Here is an 18,909-nt window from a genome sequence, read left to right on the forward strand (position 1 = left end):
TTCCATCCGCAGCCGACATAACATATCCCATGCCAAATGCCTATTATACAAAGAAAGCAGGGAGAGCTATGACGGTTTCATACATGGACTACACGTCTCCGTCGGTCCAATTCACGTATAATCTCAACAACAATACCACGTTCAGAAAAGATGCCCGCAATTATATTAATACATTATCCAATCAACAATTGAATACGCTTGTCGATGTGTCGCTGCTGGACATCTTCATGAGTAAAGGAAATGTCGTCGAGCCCCACTATCATCAGAATGCGGCCGAACTCGTTTATCTGATCTCCGGCGCCATGGTTGTCTCGTTAATCAATCCTTTTACGAACGAGCTGCTTAACTTTCCGATCAGCCAGCCGGGACAGGTGGTCAATATTCCGCAGGGATGGTGGCATTATGAAGTCGCAACGATGGATAATACCCATGTGTTGGCCATATTCGACGCACCGGTTCCTCAGTTCATTGGGGGATCCGACCTGCTAAGACTGACCCCGGCGAATATTCTTGCACATACCTATTGCCTCAACGAAGCGATGGTGAAGGAAACGCTGGCGCCAATTACGCAAACCGTACTTATCGGCCCGCCTAATACATGCAACAAAGCAGGACAAATGGTGCAAGGCGTGGCGGCAGCGGCTCCCAGCATACCTGCACCTGCACCTGCACCCGCACCCGTGCCTGTAACCGGCTATTCCTATCCGAAGCGAACCGTCATCGGGAACGGATGGTATCAGTACTAATTAGAGCTGAACAATTGGCGAGGCAAGCAGAACGGCTGCGATAAAAACAAGCTGGAGGAGCGTCCTGAGCGGGAGGCCCGGTACGGGTCTGCCGCCGATGGTGAGCTTCTCCCTTGCCGCGCGCACATTCGCCGGGAACATCGCAAGGAACAGAAGCGCCAAGCAGATGGCTGCGGCAGTCGCCGTCAGCGGAATTAGGATGGCCGCTGCACCGGCAAGCTCCAGCCATCCCGTCGCGGAAACGATCCATTCCCGCTTCGGCAAGGATGGCGGTACCATCCGGATCAGATCCGGCCGCCTGCTCCCCCAGTGCGCCGATGCGGTCAACAGCAGCATAAGGGCAACCGCAGCTTGAAGCGGCGTCTGCCAACCGTCAAAGTAGGACAAGCCTGCCAATCCCAAGCAACGAAACAATAACCATGAACCTGCCAATACAATAAAAGGTGCCATAACAACATTCCTCCTAATATTAGGTTGTAGGTTTAAGCATGCCGGTAATCAATTGCACGAATTGGGCAGCTGTGAATTGGCTGTTTACGATGGAGAATGAAGATCGGACCCGCAGCCCTAACGAAATCAAAACAAACAGCTCTGCCGTACGATCCGCATCGATTGCCGCCGGGATAACGCCACGCTGCTGACCCGCGGTAATCCAGCTTCGCGACAATTGAACGGAGCGCTCATAGAATTGATTCAGCGCCTCCGCTACGGCCGGCTCCTCTTCCTTGCCCAGCAAATAAACAAACACTTTATTGGTAACGTCATCCGATTCTTCCAAGCTGTTTAGACTACCGGCAATACTCCCCATCGGCCCCTCAAACTCGCCGCCTTTTCTCCCCACCTCGCTCATAAATCGGTTGTTTGTTTCCTCAAGCCGCTCCAGCAGCACCCAGGCAAACAATTCATCCTTGCTCTTCACATAATGAAAGATGGCCCCCTTCGAAAGCTCCGATCGCTCCATAATGTCCTTCAGCGTTAACGACGAGCAGCCTTTCTCTCGAACAAGCGATTTGGTTGCTTCCAGCAATAAGCGAATCGTTTGCTCTCTGCGTTCCTCTTGCTTCACCTTCGACACCGCCTTGTTGATGTAGTTGTGCGTGTATTTCCAGTTGTTGGTTGTTGTCTTTATTATAGAAACCGACCAGCGGTTTGTAAATAGGTAAAAAGCAAAGGCCAAGCATTTTTTTCAGATGCCTGGCCTTCCCATGCTGCTTCCGCTATCCAATCGTCACATATTCTCGTTTGCTGCCATTCACTTCAATTGTACAGTCGGCATCGCTAATAATTTCAACTACTCGGTTCCCCTTCAAACGTATGCCGACGAGAACGCCATCTGTAATCGTGATCTTATTGCCTCTAAAAGTAAAGCTGCAGTTGATCCGCGCTTCCCAGCGTCCTGTCAACGAGAGAACGGAATTGTCGCCATCGCAGGATACTTTGCTGATTGTATTCGGCGGGAGATCCAGCTCTCGCGCACGCGTAAGTGTAGCCATTAAGGTTTCAAAATACGACGTAAGAGGCATTTCAAACGAAAAATATTCCACGTTCGATTTGCTAACCCCGATGATGTCGCCATCATGAATCAGCGTTGTTTCGCCGTCTATTGGCGTTAGCGGGTACATTTGCATCTCGATTTTGGATTTGGCGAACCAAATATCCCACTCGACGTATTCATAATCGCCGGTATAGAGCTTGCCAGCGAACGGGTTCACGCTTTGGGCGCCGGTTAATTGCTCGAATTCACTGCGAATATCACGGCCTTCCACGGTACACTGCGCCGGCGGACCGATGAAGATCACTCTTCTCCCCGCAGCGGCATACCCTTGAATCGATTGCCACGCAGCCTCCGGCAACATCGTCGGCCATAACACGATTAACATATCGTAACGCGCCAAATCTGCTTCGCTTGTCGGAATCAGGTCGATCTCGATGTGCTCCTGCATCATTTTATCGAGAACAGCCTTCAGACTGAGCCTGTGGTAATGCATGTATTCATTGTTGAAGAACGCGACCGATTCCCAGACGTACATCATCGCAAGCTTTGGCTTGCTGACTGCTGTGCCAATGAACTGCTGGAACGTTTTCTGCCGCTCCAGGCAAATCTTCGTATCGGCCCAGGTGCTGTGGTCGGGATATCCGGGGCCAAAAGGCCCTACGTAGCCGTATGCATGGCCGACCCATCTCACATTGCGGACTGCCAGCAGCCGCTGGTAATAATCCAGCTTCTCCTTCGTAGTATTTCGATCCCAGCACATATTGTAGGCATGGCCGCTCGATGAATATTTGGCAAGCGACTCGGCAAGCATCGTCATGGAAACCATCGTTCGTTCGGCATCAAATTGTGCATCTACAAACCCGCCGCTCAAATTGTCCGTCAGCCTGAAATAGTCGATATTTCCTGCCCACAGATCGCCTGAGTTGCCTTCCCCCCACCATGTGCTGTGGAAGCCGCCGAACAGGTTCTCGCCGAAACGCTCCGTGTAGCGGTCTTTTACGTATTTCTGCAAGTCATAGGTCAGGTCGATCGTTAACTGATAGTAATCGTACCGCACTTTTCCAGCGCACGCATCGACCGCTTCATTCTTCAGCAGGTAGATTCGGTCCAGCAAATCATAGCCATATTTGGCCTTGAAAGCCGCTAGAAAATGGCTCCCGACAAAATACACGTCCTCGCTCGATCTGCAGCCCGCTCCGAATTCATCGATCGCATAGCCGTCCAGCGGCAACCCTTCATACTGCTCCAAGAACGAGTCCACCGATTTGTGCATCCCGCGATATGCAAAATCCATATAATCCGTATCATACCTCGCATAGACGAGAATTTCTCCATCCTGCTCATAGGCGCCGGCAAGTGTAGTCTCGATGTTCATGTCGATGGCGAACGTAATCCGGTCCGTAATGTCGGTGGCTTCTATAATGCGCCGACTTGCGTCTCGGATGATATGGAACGCTTTGGCAACGCCCCGGACTCTTGGATCGGTATGGACGAATCCGACATTATGCACGCGCTTGATCGCTATGGAGAACCGCTTATCGACGACTTGCCCCGTATGCTCAACCGCCCAAGATTGGCGCGCTTCCGGATGCTCCTTGACGATATTCGGACCGAGCATCGGCATGATCATCAGAAATTGCAAGCCAAGCCGCGTGCATGCCTCGGAAACGACTTGAACCGCCGCTTTGCCCTGCGGATCGTATTCATCATAAATATTGTTGCGGAATTCCACACAAACCGTATCGAAGCCCTTCTCGTAAATATCTGAAACCGCCTGCCGAATGCGATGATGATCCATTGTCATGCTGGTATCCAGCAATAGCATAATCGGTGCCGAGTACATGAACGTTCCCCTTCTCTCCCGCAGCATCAGCTGCTCCGCGTTAACTAATGATTAGCAGCCCATCCTTCTCAAAAGGCGAGCTGCCGACGAACTCATTGCCGTCGAACTGATCGGATGCCGCAATGCGCTCTCCCCTCTCCGGGTTCCACCAAATTGCCGTCTTCCCCTCCACTGCCAGCCCGCTTACATCCAGACAAATCTCACATTTCTCCGGCAAATAAGCCAGCAGCAGGCTGCCATCCTCCGTACTTGCCACCGATATTGTAAAAGGATGCTTGCTGCGCACTCTCTCAGATGTTGGCCGGAGGTTAAACCATGGCAATGTTGTAAGCAGCTGCATCATGCGAACCAGATCATAGGCGCCGGGCAGCTCTATTGCATCTTTCCAGCTGTATGCTGACGGGGCTCCGCCAAGCGGAGCTTCACCGATCTTCGCCCAATTCCAGATCCAATGGGCACCATAAGTGATCCCCGTTAACGATCCCTCCAGCACACTCCGCCAGCCGGCGCGCCGAACCCCATGACGGTCGAAGCGCCGCTCGCGTCCGCTCATGGGATGATGCTCGTAGCATGGCTCTGCATTAAGCACCGGCTTAGGCGGCTGTTTATCCCATTCCTCCCGAATAAGGCCCAGATTATATTCTTGATTCAGACCATGCCCGCTTTGCACCATATTAAAATCAAGCCAGCCCGCATGATGGTACGTATCGCCGGATTTATGCACCGGATGAGTCGTGATCAGTCGTCCGTATGGCTCGGCTTCTTTCATGGCAAGGCCGACCTCGTTATAGAATGCTGCGACGCCTTCGCCCTTGAATTCATCGTCTCCGCTAACGACCCATACAATATTCAACTCTTCCAGCTTCTCTATCAAATAAGATCCGTAACGGATCGCCTGCTGCACCGTCATGCCCGGATGAACGGGGATGACATCCAGCCTTGAATTCGGGACATGCTCGAACCACAGCACGATGAGCGCGATGACCATCCCTTTGTCATTGGCATACGCGATCATTTTCTTCAGCCTGTCAAAATACACATCCTGAATCGCATCATAATCCCAGTTGAAAATCCGGCCATCCGCGCTCTCATCATTAAGAAGTGCGAACGGTCGGCGTTCTCCTCGAAAAATCGGCTGAAATGCATCATGCTGGGGCAGCGAATTGAGCTGAATCACGTTAAAGCCTTGAGTGGACCTGATATCCACATAGTCCACCCATTCCTCCCACGTCGCTCGTCCCGGACACGCCCAAGCCGTATCCCCCAGCCAGAAAACCGGCTTCCCTTCTCCGTCTTGGAAGCTTCGCTGATCTGCTGCTATTTGCAAATACCCCTTAATTGCCACTGTCGTACACCTCCCCTTGATTAGACCTGTTGATTATCGAACTACTGGATAACCAGTTCCTCGCGTCGCCCCGCTTTCAGATCCACTTCCACGGTTGCTTTACCCGCCGCTGCATCATACAGGACGGACATGCTTTTGCCGCCGATTGTGACGACGGGCTCCCGCTGTGCGATCAGCTTCAACCTGCTCGTTCCCGCGCCTTCCATCTGCGCGCGAATGACGCCGTCTGCATAGGAATAGTCCGAAAGCTCGATGCCGAATGCTTTCTGAATGCTAAACGGATATGGGTTCGCTTGAACTCGGCGCACCGTTATCTGCGAAGCCCCACCCTGCCCGGCTCCCGCAGCATCCACAGGCAGCTTGTTAGTCGCTTCCAGCACGTGACCCTCCACTTCAATCGACTCCACATACGGCCCCGAGCCGATCATCGCAATATCTAGGCGTTGTTCGCCGAAATATAGCCCCTCCAGCGTCATCTCCTCGCCGGCATACGGATGGAAGGTGATGCCTCCCGCTTCCATCGAGACACCAACCACGCCATGAATCGCTGCTTGATACCAGCCTCTCATGGAATAGGCATGCCATGTGCCGTTCTCCGTATTCCAACGGTCCACGTCCGGTTCTGCCGTATCGATATAACAGGAAATGCCTTCCGGGCATGTCAGCTTCCCGGTCCAATAGCTCACCCAACCGATCCATTGCTCAATCAGATCAGGACGATTGCCGTCGTTAATCAGCTGCATGAAGTATTCGCCGGTTACCGGCCACCAGCAATGCAGCTGGTTCGCATCCATGTCAAAGGCATCCGACCAGATCGGAATTTCACGCAAGCCCGCTTTGCAGACGATGTGGTTCGCGAAGAATTCCAGCGCTCCCGCATTCACCTTTTCCATCAAATCACTTAAATAATGGCTCTCCCATTTGACCGCGTTGGCGTTGAAGGAATTGCGCTTCTGCAGCGTCCGCGAATCGATGGAACTAACGACGAACTGCTTTTCTTCATCATAGAATAGCGGCAGAAAGTTCTTCTCAATCCCGCTGAAGACGGCTTTCGCGCGATCCTTCGTCTCCTGGTCGCCTACGAGCTCAGCCAAGTACTCCATCGAACGCGCCGCACAGTAGAATATCGTGTTGTTCAAGCTGCTAATGTCGCTGGTCCCCGTTTCATGCATGAATGCCGGAAAGTCCGGAAACAAGGAAGCCCCTTCGCAAAAGCCCGTTCCTTGCACTTCCCGCGTCAGAATAAGGTTGAAGATCCGTTTGACAAAATCATATCGATCCAGCACATCCTGCTTATTGCCCGTTGTCGCATAATACTGCTGAAGCAGCGAAATATACATGCTCTGCGCCGGAAGCGCGCTGACGCTGTTCAAGCTCATGTCATGGCGGTAGCTGTGCGCAATGCCCCACTCCGCGTCTGCCGTCTCTTCGTAGAAGCGAAGCATGTCGCCGATAAACGCTTGATCGCCCCAATAGAGCGAGGCGTAATTGCTCGTAATGCCGTCCCAGCCCCATACCCAGTACTGCTTGTTTTTCGCTTTAATCGCGCCGGGAACGTCCGTAACTTTGCAGGATTCGTGGTACAGCGGAATCAGACTCATGAAATCATTTAACCCTTCATAAGGGCTGTTCAGAATGGGCGAGCGCTCCCGAATCCGTTCATACCGGGCATACTGCTTCGACACGGCTTCCTCGATTTCGGCTGACATCACATAGGCTTTATTCAGCAGCGCTTCCTTATCGCAATCAAAACTGATTATGAAGCTGTAAGTCCGGTTTGGTTCTAAAGCCTCGCCGCCAGTGAGAATATATTTCGAATTAAGCGGTCTCTTGGAATAGCCAATCGGAAAATCCGCGCCAATGCTAATAAATAGCGGAACCGGCTCCTCGCGGTCGTATTTACTCACATCCGGATTATTGATATTGATATCATCGGGATGGCCCGCTTCCCGCTCTTTCTGAATGTCCAGGAAAGAGCCGTGGAGCAGACCGGCTGCTTCATCATAGGACCATTCCTCCCACACACGACTTGTGCCGCCGGCGCTGAACCGGAAGTCCTGCGAATCCGCTGGGATTAAGGCGAAGTCCTTGTAGAACTCCATTTTGTAGCGAAAAGAAAGCGGGAGCTCCTGAGGTGTCGTCACTTGAAATACGATCGACTCTTCAACCGCCATCATCCGGTGCTGAAGCTTTACGCCATGCACCTCGCACTCGGATTCAACGCCAAACGGCCATAGTTTGGAATTCGAATAGGAGAGCTTCTGTGTTACGCCGTCCAACTCGACAAAATGTCTAAACCCATCCCATAACCGCTGCAGAAATATCGTGTTGCATCCGCGGATGGCAAGCGGGTTGTGATAATTCACCTGGGTCACGGCATTCTCATCGATTTGAAAATTCAATCGGCTGTCCGAGAACCATCTCGGCGATTCCGGGATGCCTTTCTCACTTTCGATTAAACCTCTGTTTACGCTATAAGTCGTTTTCATCTCGTCAGTTCTCCTCTTTCACTCGTTTTAAGCTAAGTATCCAATCCTCGTGATCCGGCGCGAACGTTCTCCACATCATCCCGCTGCCGTACCCGTGATACTGGAAGTCTTCATTTCGGACCGCATGCCACGCTCCCGTACGAGGATTCATCCATTTCCCTTCATAGGTTTCGCCGCCTTGTTTTGCGCCCAAGATCATGACGAGGACCGGAACCGGAGCTTGGCCGCCTGTACAATAGATGATGTATTGCTCCCTCAGAATGGCTGCGCAATACACATTGCTTTCCGCCACCGTACTCACCCACTCCGGATGAGGCTCAAGCTCCCACCAATTGACCGTTTCCATAAGATCACGTACATGCTTCATCTGTCCTGACCCGGGCAGATGCAAATCATCCTGCCATAAATCAGGCCTCATCTGATCCGTCCATTTATCCTTCTGCTCCCCGTTATATAAGGACCAAATCCCATGTGCTCCATACGTCTGCCCGATACAGCCCTGCAGCAGCGGAACATAGGTGGCGAAACGGATATGCTGATCGTTTATGCGAATGCCGTCATCCAGCACGCAGTTGGGATGATTCTCATACCAGGATTCGCTCATAATCGAGGGTTTGGGCGGCTGCATCTGATAATCGAGATAAGGCAGCATTTCCATGAAATTTTTGAATCCGAGCACATGCCCCACTTGAATGAGGTTGAAATCGTACCACTCTTCCGCATGGTAATGCCGGCTGCCGCTGTGCGGCGCGACGGAATGAACCGAGGTCGGATGACCGTACGGATCGCAGCGATGAATTTCGTTCCCCAGCTCGCGCCAGCCTTCCACGTCATCCGTGAACAGATATTCGCCTGCCGGCGACCACATCACGTTGAATGCCGCATATCGTGCGACAAGATAACGGAGATAATGTTTGCCGCCTTCCACCTTAATGCCTTGCAAATCCTGGCCCCACATGGCCATTAAACAAGGAACGAATCCCATGCTGAGCATGAGGCGAATGCGCAGATCCAAATGGCTGAAATAAGCCGGATTAATGAGCGAATACCGCTCCAGATAAGGCGCTCCGCCTTCATTGAGAAAATACTCCGGCTCATATCTGACGTAGCTGCTAGTTTCTTCGCCGAATTGGTCCGCTGTCGGATGGCCGACAACCAGCTGTATCACATTGAAGCCTTTTTTCCTGCGGTCTTCCAAATAGGCCGGAAGCGTTTTCTTCAAGTCGCAGCGCAGCGTATGCGCGGACCATAAAGTATCCCCCATCCAATAGAACGGCGTTCCATCCCCGTATTCGAACCATCTGCCCGATTCATGGATGCGCACGAAACCTCTTCGATTCGGATTATGCTGAAGCTCCTCTTCTTGCCAGGCGGCGGCGGTTACGATGCCCGTATGGCCGTGAAGTCCGGCATCCGCTTGATCGGAGCATATCGTCGTATAATGCCATTCTCCCGCAGTGACCGGAGCAAAACGGACCTTCCACAAACTGCCCCCGTCCCAGAAGCCGGGAATCATCAGCGTCTCTCCGTTAGGACCGACAAACTCAGCCTGCAGCTCCACTTCCAGGAAAGGATTATCGTACCCTTCCGCTGCTTTGAAAACTAGCTCTGCGCATTCCCATACTTTCGTGTCCACGTTGCGGTTCAAGCCCGTCACCTCCTCCAAAATAACTTCCGCTTACTTGTCGCCAACTCTATTCTAGTGCAAGCGCTATCAAGGAAAATAGTGAATATACGGCTAACTTATGCTGCAATCTGGAAATGTGAAAAACCAAAAAAAACAGCCACCCGGAACATTCCGGCTGGCTGTTTGGAAGAAAGCATTAGTTCGTAATAAGCGCTCTGTCCGCTACTACCCACGTGAAGGAAGAGCTCGCGTTCTTCGTTCCGGTAACGCGAACTTTAACGGTATGGCTGCCGCTCGAGAGCGTCGGGCTGGTGTAGATCAGCGTATTCTTAAGCAGCGTCGCATTGTAGAGATCCACCATGGTTTCGGTTCCGCCGTCAATGGAAATCGCTGCAATACCCGAAGAGTTGTATTTCTGGCCATACAGTTCTACCTTCGTTCCGGTGAAATCCACTTGATAATAATCGTTCGTATTGCCGGAGTAGTGCTCATCATCCAAGTACGCGCCTGTGCTCGCTCCGGAACCCCATGAGCCAACGAACTCGAACTGGTTCTGTCCCGTACCGGTCACAAAATCATTAACCGTTGTCGTAATCGTATACGCGGCACTTCCTATGGAAGAGTCCGACATGCCGGACTTGATGGCAATCGCCTTCAGCGTCATGCTCGACGAAACGCTTACCGGACCGGTGTACAGCGTGGAAGAAGCTGTCGGCGTGCTGCCGTTCGTTGTGTAACGAATATCAGCGCCGGAGGTTGCCGTCGAGATCGAAACCGATTGCGTACCGCTATACGTGCCTGCCGCAAGGCCAAATGTCGGCGTAGCCGCAGGCGTTGCTGAAGCGGTTACGACGATACGATCCGCAACGAGCCAGTAGGCCGATGAGCTGGCATTCTTCGTACCCGTTACGCGAAGCTTCACCGTATGCGTGCCGCTCGTTAACGTCGGGCTTGTGTAAATAAGCGTATTGAGCAGCAGTGTTGGATTGTAAAGATCGATGTTCGTTTCCGCTCCGCCGTCGATCGAAACCGCGGCAATGCCGGAAGAACTATACTTCTGCGCGTATACTTCTACCTTCGTTCCGGTGAAATCGAATTGATAGTAATCATTCGTGTTCCCGGAGTAGTGCTCATCGTTCATATAGGCTCCCGTGCTTGGACCCGAACCCCATGAGCCGACATACTCGAATTGATTTTGCCCCGTACCTGTTACGGTATCATTCACTGTAGTCGTTCCCGGCAAATTGATCGTATACGCTGCAGTGGCTACCGCAGAGTTCGTCATGCCCGCCTTGATGCCAATCGCCTTCAATGTCTGAGATGACGAGACGTTGACAGCTCCCGTATACAGTGTCGAAGAAGCTGTCGGAGTGCTTCCATCGGTTGTGTACCGGATATCAGCGCCGGAGGTAGAGCTTGAGATCGTAACCGACTGCGCAGAAGCATACGTTCCCGCTCCGGGGCTGAACGTCGGTGTTGCCACCGTTGCAACGGGAGCTACATAACCCGGAACCCAATCCGTGCCGCCAAACTCATAGGCTCCGATGTCCGGTGCAGTGCCGACATATCCGTCTGTTACACCGGAGATGACCGCTCCTGCATCTTTGGCCGGCGACGAAGTCGTGATGCGATACTGCAATCCGCCTGTACCGCTGCCTACGAATAGCGGGTTAGTCGTTTGGAAGATAGAAGTCGTCGATGGGTTATAGTTGATGACGTCATCGCGGAAAATATTATTTTTCATATTATCCGTCGCTTCATTGGAGTAGGTTACGTAGGATGCATAACCTGACGTTGCTAGCGTGTTGTTGAATATCTTCTGAACATCGGCGGAGGAAGTATGTTGAATATAAATATCCGCAACCACGTTGTTCCACAGCACGTTATGATCGATCTGAGCCAAGCCTGAACCTTGGTCAAAATAAATACCTACTTGGATGCCTTCCCCCGTCGACAGCGCCGAGGAGTCATGAATCCAGTTGTGGTGGATGCGCAATCCGTCCGTTACATAGTCTCGGGAGGAGTAGATCGCTCCCATATCCATATTCAGCATTCCGAAGTTATACATATCGTTGTAGCCGACATTCACGTTCTGGCTGTTCATGAAGTCAATGCTCGCACGGCCTGTGCGATAGATGGTATTGTTCGTAATCGTTTGGCCATTCGTGCCATCCACAGGCATGACTGCACTCGCGTACGTGCCCTCATAGTCAATGTCGTGGATCTTATTGTTGTTCGCTGTCGTGTTCGAGCCGAGTGCAATACCTACGCTTGAGCTGTACGCAATTTCGCTGTTCTGAATAATGCTGTTCGCACCCATCAAGCGAATTCCCGTACCTACGCCTGTCACAACTTGACCCGTATGCGTGTAGGTGACATCCGAATCTGTAATCGTAACCCCATGGTTGATATACTTCGCATTCAGTCCGTCAAGCGTAATGTTCGTGCTGCTGGTATTGGACGTAATGGAAGCCGCGAACAGTTTCAAATTCCGGATCGTAATATACGATCTGCCGCTAAGGTCAAACGCATAGTTCCGTTTCTTCACTTCCACGTTCGTCGGGCTTCCTCCTCCCGGCGCATACAGATATAGCTGCGTGCCATCGTAGAAAAATTCCTTCGCAACGTCCAGTGCGCCAAGGCGTCCCGTTAAGTAATAGTACTTCCGCAGTCTGTCGTCTCCGCCGATGATGCCGCCGGATAGGGTCAGCTGTGTTCCCGTTTGTGCCGTAATGGTACGGGTCTGCGAGATAAACCAGCCGTTTACCCAAATCGTACCGCCAACCCAGCCTCCGCTGATGCTTGGAATGCCGGAGTCATTTACCGTTTGCGCACCTGATGTTGACCAAGTGCCAAGGGTACCGTTGCGGAAATCGTTACGGTTAAACAGATCGTTCGAGTCCGGCAGGTTCGGCCAGCGGGCTTCGATCATCATTTGCCCGTTCACGAACACTTGATTGGCGAGCAGTGTCGTGTTGTTAGTCATATTCGCATTGTAGCCGTTCGTCATGGAGATCGTTTTCTTATAAATATTGCCGCTGTGCACCGACCAGCCGCCATCGGCTGTATCGGCACCGCTGACCGTAACATCCGCGCCGCCATCCGGCTCATAAATAATCGGATTGCCGGCCGAACCGGAATTCGTCGGCGTAATCGTTTCGCGGTAGATACCGGTGCGAATCTTAACCGTGTCGCCCGCAGTTGCAACTGTAGACGCTTTCTGAATGGTCGCGAACGGTTGGGACGAAGAGCCCGGATTGCTGTCCGAAGCGCCCGTACCGCCTACGTAAAAGGTGGCGCCTGCCGCGGCCGCATGCTGTGGAGGAGAAATAAAAGGAATGCTGAGTGTTGCGGTCATTGCCAATAAGACCATTTTGCGAAGAAAGCTGCTGCTTTTCATTGAAAAGTTCATACGCACATAATCCCCCTCGAATGATGTTATGCTTCACTTGGCCTTTCACTGTAAAACTACCACATCGCAATTCTCTCTCAAATGCAGAGAGCGGAAGCGCTTACTTCTTCTGGAATCTTTAAGAAAGCTGGTTCATTATTCACCCCCTTTATCGTTCTTTTTCATATAAAACGGGAGGTCCCATGCCCTACGATAATGACGCAGGACCTCCCGGTGAAGCTGCTCTCTACTAGTTCGTAGTGTTTAGCAGGATATCAATTACTGCAGCTGCTTGCGCTCTGGTGGCTTGAAGCTGCGGTCCAAAGCTGCCATCTGTGAAGCCTTTGAACAGGTTAAGCTGGGCAGCTAGTTGTACGGAATCGGAAGCCCAGCCGCTGATTGCCGCTTGATCCGCGAATGTGGAAGCTGCTGCCGGGTCAGGTTTCGCACCGCCGTTTGCGTAGAGATATGCTTGAACAACGATTTGAGCCATTTGTTCACGTGTAATGATGGCATCCGGCGCAAAGGTTGTGGCAGACGTGCCTTTAATGATGCCTGCTTGGCTCGCAGCATACACGCTGTCCATGTACCATGCAGAATGCGAAACATCCGTGAATGCTCCCATCGATGAAGCGGATGCAGCCGGAAGTTTCAACGCGCGTGCAATCATCGACACGAATTGAGCGCGAGTTACGGTAGCATTCGGCTGGAACAATTGCTCGGATACACCGTTCACGATTTGTTTGGCAGCCATTCGTTCAATAGCCGCTTGCGCCCAGTGCCCTTGAATATCGCTAAAGGTCTTATCGGATTCCAGTACGGCATATTTGGAGAAATGCGATAGCTGTACAAGGATCGTGTGATCATCCACTAGCGTGCCGCCAACATATTCCCACTGTTTTGTAGTCTCGTTGTAAAAGTAGACGCCGACTTTGTCTTTATCTGCAATCTTGGAAGCATCGACTGTGAAGCGGGCTTCTACATGGCCGCCAAACGAATGGATGGCATCTTGGCCTACCGTTAAGTTGAAATCGTAAATGTCAGATAATTGCTGCATGGTATCCGATGTCGGTTGGCTGTTTGTTGTTGACCAGCTCAATTTGACATTTTCGCCTTTCTTCGCAGCAATTGCGCTTGGGTCAAATTGCAGCTGCATGCCATTGCTTTGGATGACAATCGGCTTGCCAAGTTCAGTTGCCTTCGCAATGACTTCACCGGATAGATCAATTTGAACATGATCAACCTTTTCTGTTGTCGACACGTCGATTGTCAGCCTTTTATCCGTACCGCCGAGTTGATTAAGCAGGAATCCATCGTTTGTTGTCACTTTAAGTGACACACCATCGGCATCTCTGCTGATTGAATTCTGATAAGGTGTTTGCACTGGTGCCGGTGGAGCCGGTGGTGTCGGATCAATCGGTTCCTCGGGATCTGTAGGATCCGTCTCTTCCTCACCCGCAATGCTGATATAGTCGATGTTGATGAGACCCGTGTCGCCGGCATCCTTCTTAATGGCGATCGTGTTCTCTCCTTCGGCAAGTGTCAGCTTCACGGTTCGATTGCCCCATGTATCCCAGTTGCCGGTGCCGGAGAAGTGAACTTGCTTAATCTTCGTACCGTTTACGTAAAGCGATAATGTTCGATCATCGTCTCCATCAGCATAACGGATGGTCACATCTTTGCTGCCTGCGGCAGCTGCATGAACCGTAAAGGTAAGGGATGGACCGTCTCCGTTAAAGCTGTCAACAAATCCGGTTCCGGAATAACCGGGATGATCGGTGTTTTCTTTGACATTCCCACTAAATGCGGAAAGTTCCGCTTCATACTTCATGCCTGGTGCGTGTTCTTGATTCGCATCCAATGGAATGCTGATGTTATCGACGTTTACAGCACCGGTATCGCCTGCATCGTATTTGTAGGTGATCGTATTCTCACCTGCTTGCAGAACCAATTGCTCGGTTTTGTAACCCCAACCATCCCAGCCGCCGGTACCCATCAAACGCGTTTGTTTGATTTTCTCGCCATTGAGATAAACGCTGAGGGACCGGATATCCGAGTCTCCGTTGGCGTAACGCAGCGTAACATCCTTCGTCACGGTTGCGAAGGTATTTACGGTGAAGGTTACTGCTGCTCCTTGACCATTGAAACTGTCCACGAAGCCTGTGCCCGTAAAGTCGTCATGATTGGTTGCCAGAGCCGTTCCGCCTTCAAGCGTGGCAGCCTCCGCTTCATAGATTACACCTGGGTCCGGCTCCGTCTCTGCCGTCGGTACTGGCGGATCTGTCGGATCTGTTGGATCCGTCGGATCTTCCGGCGTTGGCACCGTCGTAGGCGTCGGCTCATCAATCGCTCCGCTAGTTGTAATGACGATTCGGTCTGCGGTCGTATAGGTGCCGCCCGAGTTCTCATTCTTCTTCCCTGTAATTCTCACTTTCACCGTATGCTGCTCAAGCGGTAAGCCTGGGCTTGTGTAAAGAAGCGTATTGGCATCGCGTGAAACATTATACAAATCAACGAGCGTTTCCAGCCCGCCGTCCACGGAGACCGCAATGATACCGAAGGCATTATTCTTCTCCCCATATACCTTCACTTGCGTACCCGTAAATTTAAATTGGTAGTAGTCATTTGTTGTCGCGTTAAAATGATCGGTTTCCATGTAAGCCTGACCATTCGCGCTTGCATTCCAAGAACCAACGAACTCATACTGGTTCTCGTCCGTACCTGTATCCGTATCGTCGAACGTTAATGTCTGCGCAGGCTCAGTATCACTGCTCGTAATCACAACACGGTCTGCCGTTGTATAGATGCCTTTCGATAATGCATTCTTAAGTCCGGTAATTCTGACTTTAAGTGTATGGCTTCCGTTAGACAACGTGTGGCTTGTGTAAAGCAGCGTATTGGCCTTACGTGTCGGATTGTAAAGATCGATCAGCACTTCAGGACCGCCGTCAATCGATGCGGCGACAATACCAAAGGCATCGTTCTTCTCGCCATACATTTCGATTTGGGTGCCCGTAAATCTCACTTGGTAATAGTCGTTTGCCGTTCCGCTGAAGTGGTCGGTTTGCAGATAAGCTTCAACATTTGCGCTTGCATTCCAAGAGCCCACAAATTCATATTGATTCTCATCTGTACCGGTATCATCATCGTCAACGGTTGTGGTTTGGGCATCGACAGATCCCAGGATCACGACAGCCTTATCCGCTGTATGCCAGTAACCCCCGGAACTCTCGTTCTTCGTTCCGGTCAATCTCACCTTCAGCGTATGCTCGCCCTTTGGCAGCTCCGCACTGGTGTAAAGCAGCGTATCTACAATTCTGGTAGCGCTGTAGCTGTCTACCAGCGTTTCTTCGCCACCGTCAATCGAAAAAGCCGCAATACTGAAGGAACTGTTTTTCTCCCCGTACACTTGAATTTGCGTGCCGTTAAATTTAACTTGATAGTAATCGTTAGTAGTTCCGCTGAAATGATCGGTCTGCATATAAGCTTGATCGTTCGGACTCAAGTTCCATCCGCCTACAAACTCATATTTATAAAGACCTGTACCTGTCTCATTGTCATCCACCGTCACCGTTCCCGTAGTGACGACTACGCGATCGGCAGTTACCCAGTTTCCGCCGGAGCTTGCATTCTTCTCTCCGGTCAGTCGGACTTTCAACGTATGGCTGCCAAGCGGAAGTGTCTCACTGGAGAACAGCAATGTATTAACCGACCGCGTTGCGCTATACGAATCGACCATGGTTTCCGGTCCGTCATCGATGGAAACGGCAGCAATGCCAAAGCCGTTGTTTTTCTCTCCGTACACGCGGATATGCGTTCCGGTAAATTTGACTTGGTAATAATCGTCAGCTTTGTTGTTGAAATGATCGGTTTCCATATAAGCTTTGTCATTTGCGCTTGCATTCCAATCGCCGACAAACTCGTATTTCAATTCAGCCGTCCCTGTCTCTGCATCGTCAATCGTGACCATGCCGAGCACCGGAGGAGGCGTCGGTGGCTGAGGCGTTGGTTCGAGCGGTTGTTCCGTAGCGTAATAAGCCGGTACATAACCGTCGGCCGTATAGCCCGGTACCCACTCGTCGCCGCCCAGCTCGTAAGCGCCGATGTCGGGAGCTGTACCGACAAAACCGTCCGTTACGCCGGCAACAACTCCGCCATGATCCACCGCGGGAGATTCTGCTTTCAAGCGGTATTTCAGCCCGCCATGGCCATCATTGACGAATTTAGGATCTGTTTTTTGTCTGATGGCATTGATCGCATTATCTACGGAAAGGATCGCGTCACGGTGAATGTTATTCTGATTCACATCGATCGCCGGGCTTGTGTAAGTGGTGTAAGACGCTGTAGCCATTGAACCGAATGTATTGTTATAGGTATTAAAAATCTTGATGGGCTTGCCCTCGCCAAATTCATGTTGGTTGTAATAATCAATCATATTATTCCAGAGGACATTGTGATCGACTTGTGCCGGACCCGATCCTTGATCGAGATAAACCCCTGTTTGGATCCCGGTATCCGGGATATTATAAGGTGCTTTGTTATCATGGATCCAATTGTGGTGGATTCGCGTTCCCGTCAGATCGGAAGATCTGGAAGAATAGACCGCACCTAAGTCCATATTGGCCAAGCCGTAGTCGTACATATCGTTATAGCCAATCTCGACATTCGGATTATTGTACATGTCGATGCTGGAACGACCTGTTCTGTAGATGGTGTTGTGCGTAATCGTTTGGTTGCCTGTAAAAGGTTTCGGCACGATACCGCTGGCATAGGTTCCATCATAGGCAATATCATGCACCAAGTTGTTGTTTGCCGAGTTGCCTTCACCAAGTACGATACCCGCTCCGGAGCTGTACTCGATAACACTGTTCTTAATGCTGCTTCCAGGACCAATCAGCCTGATTCCTGTTTCGTCCGAGTGAGAGTAAGTCAAGTCCGGACCAGGCAGCGTTACGCTGTGGTTGATATATTTTGCTTTCAGCCCGTCGATTGTGATGTTCGAACTGCTGACATTCGTCACCAATGAAGCTGCTTCTACATGGATGTTGTTGATTGTGATATTGGATTTGTTGTTTAAGTCAAAAGCGTAGTTGCGTTTCTTCACCTCAACATTCTCCGGACTGTTTCCATCTGGAGCCCAGAGGTAAAGCTTCGTGCCGTCATAGAACCATTCCTTTGCGCTGTCGAGTGCTCCCAGCTTACCCGTGAGATAGTAATAATCACGAAACGCTTCAACTGTGTTCTTCGACAGCGTCAACTTCGTGCCGCTCTGAGCCGTGATCTGTGCGGTAGACGGAATAAACCAGCCTGTCATCCACATTTGACCGCCAACCCAACCGCCATCAATATTCGGGATCTCGGCATCGTCTACGGTCATACCGGAACCTGCTGCAGCCCAAGTGCCATGCTCGGCGCCTCTCCAATCCGCGCGGTTCATCAGATCATCGGAGTTCGATACGTTCGGCCAGCGTGCTTCGATCATCATTTTGCCATCTACGAACACTTGGTTCGCCATCAGCGTATCGTTAGTGGTCATATGATCGTTATAGCCGTTCACAGGAAGAGAAATTGTCTTCTGATAGATGTTGCCTTGGTAGACCGACCAGTCGCCATCCGCAGCATCGGCACCGCTAATCGTTACAACCGCATCGCCGTCAGGCTGATACACGATCGGATTGCCTTCCGTTCCGGAATTGGCAGGCGTAACGGTTTCCCGATAAACCCCGCTTCGTATCCATACCGTGTCACCTGCCGCGGCTACACCGGCTGCTTTCTGAATCGTTGCGAACGGCTCCGCGGATGTTCCGGGGTTGCTGTCCGAGGCGTTGGCACCGCCTACATAATAACCAAGCTCTTCTGCTTGGACCTTCTCAATAGGTGCGAAATAGGGGACGATAATCGTCATTGCCAGCAGCGCGGAGCCTGCAGCTCGCAGCAGCTTCTTCTTATTTCGTTGCAATGCGGACATGCTCA

The 18,909-nt window shown here is 51.5% G+C and carries 9 protein-coding genes; 1 reads left to right on the forward strand and 8 read right to left on the reverse strand.

From position 1 onward, the window contains the following. Positions 1-68 precede the first annotated feature (68 nt). Positions 69-746 carry a cupin domain-containing protein gene (locus I8J30_RS02230; RefSeq protein WP_210654993.1) on the forward strand — a complete coding sequence of 226 codons (678 nt, stop codon included), beginning with the start codon at positions 69-71 and terminating at the stop codon, positions 744-746. On the opposite strand, the gene I8J30_RS02235 is transcribed toward I8J30_RS02230, so the two are convergent. The 8 genes from I8J30_RS02235 to I8J30_RS02270 form a co-directional block, all read right to left on the reverse strand. Then, positions 747-1,196, reverse strand: a complete 450-nt coding sequence (locus tag I8J30_RS02235) for a DoxX family protein (protein ID WP_210654994.1) — start codon at positions 1,194-1,196, stop codon at positions 747-749. Positions 1,197-1,215: 19 nt separating this feature from the next. Further along, entirely contained in the window at positions 1,216-1,812 is a 597-nt protein-coding gene (locus I8J30_RS02240) for a TetR/AcrR family transcriptional regulator (protein WP_210654996.1), read from the reverse strand. Between the two features lie 151 nt (positions 1,813-1,963). Beyond that, a complete protein-coding gene (locus I8J30_RS02245; RefSeq protein ID WP_210654998.1) occupies positions 1,964-4,084 on the reverse strand; it encodes a type 1 glutamine amidotransferase family protein in 2,121 nt (706 codons plus the stop codon). A gap of 40 nt (positions 4,085-4,124) precedes the next feature. Beyond that, the gene (locus tag I8J30_RS02250) at positions 4,125-5,429 is read right to left on the reverse strand and encodes a glycoside hydrolase family 140 protein (protein ID WP_210655000.1); all 1,305 of its coding nucleotides are present in this window, start codon (positions 5,427-5,429) and stop codon (positions 4,125-4,127) included. 41 nt (positions 5,430-5,470) lie between these two features. Further along, positions 5,471-7,918, reverse strand: coding sequence for a glucosidase family protein (locus I8J30_RS02255; RefSeq protein ID WP_210655002.1), 2,448 nt, complete (start codon positions 7,916-7,918; stop codon positions 5,471-5,473). Between the two features lie 4 nt (positions 7,919-7,922). Beyond that, positions 7,923-9,566: a glycoside hydrolase family 140 protein gene (locus I8J30_RS02260; protein ID WP_210655004.1), complete on the reverse strand. Its 1,644-nt coding sequence runs from the start codon at positions 9,564-9,566 to the stop codon at positions 7,923-7,925. Positions 9,567-9,741: 175 nt separating this feature from the next. Beyond that, positions 9,742-12,957, reverse strand: coding sequence for a chitobiase/beta-hexosaminidase C-terminal domain-containing protein (locus tag I8J30_RS02265; RefSeq protein WP_210655006.1), 3,216 nt, complete (start codon positions 12,955-12,957; stop codon positions 9,742-9,744). Between the two features lie 229 nt (positions 12,958-13,186). Continuing rightward, entirely contained in the window at positions 13,187-18,904 is a 5,718-nt protein-coding gene (locus tag I8J30_RS02270; RefSeq protein WP_210655008.1) for an S-layer homology domain-containing protein, read from the reverse strand. Between the last annotated feature and the right edge of the window lie 5 nt (positions 18,905-18,909).

The organism is Paenibacillus lignilyticus, assembly GCF_017942085.1.
Taxonomy (GTDB): domain Bacteria; phylum Bacillota; class Bacilli; order Paenibacillales; family Paenibacillaceae; genus Paenibacillus_Z; species Paenibacillus_Z lignilyticus.